The 6311-nt window shown below is 69.8% G+C and carries 7 protein-coding genes and 1 pseudogene; 2 read left to right on the forward strand and 6 right to left on the reverse strand.

Annotated elements, in window-relative coordinates; translation table 11 throughout:
• A pseudogene (locus tag VFF97_RS04820) lies at positions 1 to 202 on the forward strand (tetrameric acyl-CoA thioesterase); the annotation flags it as partial.
• Between the two features lies 1 nt (position 203).
• Here VFF97_RS04820 and VFF97_RS04825 read toward each other — a convergent pair.
• The 3 genes from VFF97_RS04825 to VFF97_RS04835 all read right to left on the reverse strand — a co-directional run bounded on the left by VFF97_RS04825 (position 204) and on the right by VFF97_RS04835 (position 2820).
• Entirely contained in the window at positions 204 to 371 is a 168-nt protein-coding gene (locus VFF97_RS04825) for a methionine/alanine import family NSS transporter small subunit (RefSeq protein ID WP_325032361.1), read from the reverse strand.
• Positions 368 to 1966 carry a sodium-dependent transporter gene (locus tag VFF97_RS04830; protein ID WP_325032362.1) on the reverse strand — a complete coding sequence of 533 codons (1599 nt, stop codon included), beginning with the start codon at positions 1964 to 1966 and terminating at the stop codon, positions 368 to 370. Before VFF97_RS04830 ends, VFF97_RS04825 begins: the two co-directional genes overlap by 4 nt.
• Positions 1967 to 2034: 68 nt before the next feature.
• The gene (locus VFF97_RS04835) at positions 2035 to 2820 is read right to left on the reverse strand and encodes a helix-turn-helix domain-containing protein (RefSeq protein WP_325032363.1); all 786 of its coding nucleotides are present in this window, start codon (positions 2818 to 2820) and stop codon (positions 2035 to 2037) included.
• A 74-nt stretch (positions 2821 to 2894) separates the two neighbouring features.
• On the opposite strand from VFF97_RS04835, the gene VFF97_RS04840 reads away from it, so the two are divergent.
• Positions 2895 to 3407, forward strand: coding sequence for a VOC family protein (locus VFF97_RS04840; RefSeq protein ID WP_325032364.1), 513 nt, complete (start codon positions 2895 to 2897; stop codon positions 3405 to 3407).
• A gap of 9 nt (positions 3408 to 3416) precedes the next feature.
• Here the strand turns inward: VFF97_RS04840 and hisS are convergent, their stop codons facing one another.
• From hisS to VFF97_RS04855, 3 genes are all read right to left on the reverse strand, one after another.
• Positions 3417 to 4673, reverse strand: coding sequence for a histidine--tRNA ligase (gene hisS / locus VFF97_RS04845; RefSeq protein ID WP_325032367.1), 1257 nt, complete (start codon positions 4671 to 4673; stop codon positions 3417 to 3419).
• Positions 4674 to 4704: 31 nt separating this feature from the next.
• Positions 4705 to 5415, reverse strand: a complete 711-nt coding sequence (locus VFF97_RS04850) for a MazG family protein (protein ID WP_325032365.1) — start codon at positions 5413 to 5415, stop codon at positions 4705 to 4707.
• A 53-nt stretch (positions 5416 to 5468) separates the two neighbouring features.
• The coding region (locus tag VFF97_RS04855; RefSeq protein ID WP_325032366.1) for a Na+/H+ antiporter NhaA at positions 5469 to 6311 on the reverse strand (843 nt) is incomplete at its 5' end.

The following is a 6311-nucleotide window of genomic DNA, read 5'->3' on the forward strand; positions in this document are numbered from 1 at the left end:
GTTCGTCAAGCCCGGTCGCGGCGTGCTGACCGCGCACTTCGAGGTCCCGCGCGAGAAGGCGCAGGAGCTGCGCGAGCGCGCGAAGGGCGGCGCGCCGGTGCGCGAATGGTTCGAGACCGAGATCACGGATGCCTCGGGCGACGTCGTCGCCCGCGTGCGCCGCGAGGTCTACGTGCGCGAGAAGCGGCGGGCCGCGTCCTGACTCACGTGTCGTGCTCGATGATCCCCGCGTCCTCGCGGTGATCGTCGGTCCCGCCGGGTGGGTACGACGCGACCTCGGGACGCCGCGCGAGGTAGATCGCACTGGCGACGAGCCCTCCCCACACGAGCAGGATCGCGAGGATCAGGAAGAAGATGGCGAGACCGGTCATCGTGTCACCTCCGTGCGCGTCTCGGCGGATGCCTCGGGAAGCGGTGGCCATGGCGCGAAGTCGTCAGGGGACTCACGCCACGGGATGAGCCACGCGACGATCGCGATGATCACGATGAGGGCGACCGTGCCCCAGCCGAAGAGGCCGAGATACCACGCCGGGTACCCCTCGTAGCCGTCGACGAGCAGCGTGATGATGCGCGAGATGAGCATGTAGCCCAGCACGACGGGTGCCACGAGGCCGACCAGCAGCACCCAGATGCGCCCGACCTTGAAGGTGGAGACCGAGTTCAAGTGGTGGCGCAGCTCGGGTCCGCGACGGAACACCCAGATGACGAAGATCGACATGAGCACGGCGGATGCCACAATGCCGATGTTGTTCGCCCACTGGTCCGTGACGTCGAGCGCGATCAGCCCCGTCGTCGTCGAGAACAGCAGGACCGAGAGCAGCGTGCACACGACGCCCAGGATGATCGCGGCGACGCGCGGCGTGAGCCGGAACTTCTCCTGGATGCCCGCCGACACGACCTGCAGCACCGAGATGAGCGACGTGAAGCCCGCGAGCGTGAGCGAGCCGAAGAACAGGGCGCCGAAGATCGGGCCACCCGGCATCTGGGCCACGATCGCGGGGAACGTGATGAACGACAGGCCGACGCCCGTGAGACCTTCGAGCTCGCCCACGAGGATGCCCTGCTGGAAGGCGAAGAAGCCGAGCGTCGCGAAGACGCCGATACCGGCGAGCAGCTCGAACGACGAGTTCGCGAAGGCGACCACGAGTCCGGGAGAGGTCAGGTTCGCACGGCGCCGCCGGTAGGAGGCGTAGGTGATCATGATGCCGAACGCGATCGACAGCGAGAAGAAGATCTGGCTGTACGCGGCGATCCACACGTTCGGGTCGCCGAGCGCCGCCCAGTTCGGCGTGAAGAAGGCGTTGAGGCCTTCGGCCGCTCCCTCGAGGAACAGCGAGCGCACGACGAGGACGAGGAACGCGATGAGCAGCACGGGCAGCGCGATGACGTTCGCGCGCTGGAGGCCCTTCGCGACGCCGGCCGCCAGCACGATGATCGTCGCGACCCACACGATGAGAAGCGGGATCAGGACGCCTGGCACGAACTCGAAGCTCACTCCGGGGTCGCCCACGCGCAGGTAGTCGCCGAGCAGGAACCCGGCCGGATCGTCGCCCCAGCGCAGGTCGAAGGAGAAGACGAAGAAGCTCAGCGCCCACGCGATGACGACCGCGTAGTAGATGGAGATCACGAACGCGATCGCGACCTGGAACCATCCGAGCGTCTCGAGCCATCGCCCGCGCGGGCCGCCGAGCCGACGGAACGCGGTCGGCGCGGCACCGCGGAAGCGGTGGCCGATCGCGTAGTCCAGGAACAGGATCGGGATGCCGGCGGTGATCAGCGCGACGAGATACGGGATGAGGAACGCACCCCCGCCGTTCTCGTAGGCCACACCCGGGAACCGCCAGATGTTGCCGAGCCCGACCGCCGACCCGATGGCGGAGAGGATGAACCCGATCTGTCCGGTCCACTCCTCGCGGGGCTTGGTCGAACTGGGTCCTGTGGGTGCGTTCGTTGCTGCGTCGGTCACGGGGGCTCCCTTCGGCTGCGTCGGCAAAGGTGCTCGGTGCTCGGCACGCTAGCAGTACCGCCGCACGTTCACGAGAGGGTCGTCGCGTGTCGATAGGAGCTCGGTGTGAAGGCGAGCACTGTGCGGAAGTCGTTGGTGAGGTGGGCATGGTCGGCGTAGCCGAGCTCGGCCGCGATCGCCGCGAGATCGGCGTCAGGATCGTCGCGCACGCGTTGCGCCGCCTCCTGCAGCCTCCGTCTGCGGATCATCGCCGACGGAGTCAGTCCGACATACCGGCGTGCGAGCCGCTGAAGCGTGCGCACCGACACCGCGAGGCGCGCGGCCGCGTCATCGACGCGCACGATGTCGGCGTCGGTCATGACGAGGGCGGCCATGTCGTTCGCGAGGCGCTGCTCGTCGCCCACTGCTCCCGCCCGCGCGATGAGCCACGACGAGAACGCCTCCGCGGCGCGAGCGTGGCGCCTTGCGGCATCCGGGTCCTCCATCGCGTCGGAGATCGCGCGCACGAGGTCGGGGGCGTCGACAGAGACGGATGCGTCGACCAACGCCGCGGCTTCCGCCGTCAGCGCCCCGACCGCCGCGGGCCGCAGGAGCGCACCCACCGCCCACCCGCGCCCCGTGAGGTCGCGGTGGGAGCGGAGCGTCGTCGGTCCGAACAGGCCGACGCCTCCCCCTTCCACGACGAGGTTGGACGCGGGGTACGCGACGATCTCCTGCCGCGACGAGCGGCCGGGCGCGATGTCCCACTCGGGGATCCAGAACCACTCCACGAGGTCGCTCGCCTCGGCGGCCGGCGGCACCCGCGTAAGCCGCGGCAGCCGCGCGGGATACAGGATTCCACGCGTCGGATCCATGCTCTTCAGAGTAGGCGCGCACGTGTCGCATATCTCCAAGCGCAGCCGGGGGCGGCATCCGTAGCGTGCCGAGTATGGAGAAGACAGCAACGGCGGCGAACGGCCGCCACACGACGAACGGCATCCCCCACGGGCTCACGACCCTGACCCCGTTCCTCGCGATCCCGCGCGCGAAGGAGGCGATCGAGTTCTACCGCGACGTGTTCGGCGCGCGGGTCGTCGACGTGACGGAGTCCGACGGAGTCGTGTTCCACGCGCAGCTCGACTTCGGGAACGGACACCTGCAGCTCGGCGAGCCCGTCGCGGACTACCACCTCGTCCCGCCGCCGGAAGGCGAGGACGACTGCTACTCGATGGGGCTGTACTGCCCCGACGTCGACGCGCTCACCGAACGCGCTGCGGAGGCCGGTGCGACGATCCGGGAAGCTCCGACCACGTTCGTGTCGGGCGACCGGTTCTCGAGCATCCGCGATCCGTTCGGGGTGCGGTGGTCGATCATGACGCGCGTCGAGGACCTCTCCGAGGAGGAGAGCGCGCAGCGTGTGGCCGAATGGGCCGCGCAGCTCACGTCGGGCGGCGACAGCTGACGCGCGCCCTCAGGACAGCGGCTTGACCTCGAGGTCGTCGACGCCCGCTCCGGCCGCGACCGTCGCGAACGCGGTGTATCCGTCCGCGGCGGCGCGGTCGAGCAGCGCCTTGAGGTTCTTCGTGCGCTGCTCGAGGCGCACGCGCAGGCCGTCCGCGACGAACGCGTTCTTGAGCGAGAGCAGTTCGGCGAGCGGCACATCGCGGTCGTGCACGAGCACGATCGCGCGCTCGTCGGCATCCGTCTTCGCCTCGACCAGGTCGACGATGCGCTCGAAGCCGATCGAGAAGCCCACCGCGGGCACGTCTTGGCCGAGGAAGCGTCCGATCATGCCGTCGTAGCGGCCGCCGCCGCCGAGCGAGTACGTCACCGAGGGGTGCGCGAGCTCGAAGATCGTGCCCGTGTAGTAGCCCATGCCGCGCACGAGGAACGCGTCGAACACGAGCGGGATCTCTCCCCCGCCGCGCGCCGCGGCGACCGCCTCGCCGATGCCCGCGAGGTGCGCCACGACATCGTCGGGCGCGCCGTCGGGCAGCGCCTTGCGGATCTGACGCTCGCCGTACGGCCAGAACTCGCGCGTCTGCGGGCGCTTGAGGAAGGACTCGAACGCGTCGACGGCGGATGCCGTGGCACCGCGCTCACGGAGCTCGGCGACGACCCCGTCTGGGCCGATCTTGTCGAGCTTGTCGATCGTGATCAGCACGCCCGCACGCTCGTCGGGCGCGAAGCCGAACGTGTCGAGCATCCAGTCCAGCGCACGGCGGTCGTTGATCCGCACGCTGCCGCCCTCGAGCCCGAGCGCGTCGAGCGTGTCGAGCGTCGCGACGACGAGCTCGGCCTCGGCGCGCGGGGATGCGTCTCCGATGATGTCGATGTCGCACTGCATGAACTGGCGGTAGCGGCCCTTCTGCGGCCGCTCCGCGCGCCAGACGGGCGCGATCTGGATCGCGCGGAACACCGACGGCAGCTCGGCGCGGTGGCTCGCGTAGAAGCGCGCGAGCGGAACCGTCAGGTCGTACCGGAGCCCCAGATCGGACAGCGCGCGAGGGTCGTCCGCGGCCGCGCGGATCGCGTCGGCGTCGAGCCCGCGCTTGAGCACGTTGTAGGCGAGCTTCTCGTTGTCGCCGCCGATGCCGGCGTGCAGGCGGTCGTAGTCCTCGACGACGGGCGTCTCGATCTCGTCGAACCCATGGGCGCGGTAGCGCTCGCGGATGACGGCGAGCACGCGCTCGCGACGGGCCTTGTCGGCGGGGAGGAAGTCACGCATGCCGCGCGGCGGATTGACGGAAGCCACCCGCCTAGTTTTCCAGATCCGACCCGGATGCCTCGGCCGCCCGCACCTCGTCCTGCAGGCGCCGCACGCGCTCGCGCAGCGCGCGCTCGGCGTCCCACCCGTTCTCACGTGCGGTCTCGACGAGCGCGAGGAGGGCGTCGCCGAGCTCCGCTTCGGTCGCGGGCGGGGTGTATCTCGTCTCGACTCGCGGTCCCTGAGCAGGCCCGTCAGGGCCGTGTCGAAGGGCGCTCGGCGTCCGGATATCGGCTGCCGCCGCACGGCCCAGCAGCTTCTGCGCGAGCGCGAGGCTCGGCATCCGCTCGCTCACCCCATCCAGCACCGACCGGCGCTCGTGCTTCTCGAGGGCCTTCGCCGCGTTCCAATGGACGAGCACCTCTTCCGGCGTGTTCGCGACGGCGTCGCCGAAGACGTGCGGATGCCGTCGCACCATCTTCTCGGTGAGCGACCGCGCGACGTCGTCGATGTCGAAGGGGTCGTCGGGGTCGCGTGAGGCGATCTCGGCGTGGAACAGCACCTGCCACAGCAGGTCGCCGAGCTCCTCGCGCAGTTCACCGCGCGAGCCGGTCTCGACGGCGTCGATGAGCTCCGCGCTCTCCTCGACGAGGTAGGGCACGAGGTCGCGATGGTCGATCCGCTGCGTCCACACGCAGCGATCGCGGACCGTGCGCATGACATCGGCGGCTTCGCGCAGCGGGTCTGTGTCGGTGTCGGCCATCGGGCGCTCCCTGGCGGTCGGTGCGGTGCGGAGCCGGAGGGGCGCGGCATCCGTCAGGGCGTCGGATAGACGTCCGGAATGCCGTCGCCGTCTTCGTCGACCGACTCCTCCTGTTCGATTCTGCGGTATCGGCGGTTGCGGGCGCCGAGGACGACGGATGCGAACGCGGCGGCGACGATCGACGCGAGGAGGATTCCGACCTTGGCGTGGTCGTGGTGGGCGTCCGTCTCCTTGAAGCTCAGCTCGGTCACCAGCAGCGACACGGTGAATCCGATGCCGGCGAGCAGACCGACGCCGAAGAGGTCGATCCAGGTGACGGCGGGATCGAGGCGGGCGTGGCGCGCCCGCGTCGCGATCCAGGTCGTGAGCACGATCCCGATCGGCTTGCCCACGATGAGCCCGATCATGACCCCGATGAGCACCGGGTCCGCGAGTGCGGACGTGAGGCCCTCGGCACCGCCGATCGCCACCCCGGCGGAGAAGAACGCGAAGATGGGCACGGCGAACCCGGCAGACAACGGCCGGAAGCGGTGCTCGAACACCTCGGCCAGGCCGGGCTCGTCATCGCTCACGTCGTCTCGCTTGCGGTGGAGCACCGGGATCGTGAATCCGAGGAGCACGCCCGCGATCGTCGCGTGGATGCCGGATGCGTGCACGAACGCCCACGCGACGACGCCGATCGGCAGGAGGATGAGCCACGCCGCGGCGGGCTTCAAGTGGAAGAACTGCCGATACCGCTGCGCGATCACGCCGTACACGGCGATCGTGAGAAGACCGAGCAGCAGAGGCACGACCTCGATCGACTCGGTGTAGAAGATCGCGATGATCGCGATCGCGATGAGGTCGTCGACCACCGCGAGCGTGAGCAGGAAGATGCGCAGCGGGCTCGGCAGGTG

Origin of the sequence: Microbacterium sp. (assembly GCF_035687345.1) — a bacterium.
GTDB lineage: Bacteria > Actinomycetota > Actinomycetes > Actinomycetales > Microbacteriaceae > Microbacterium.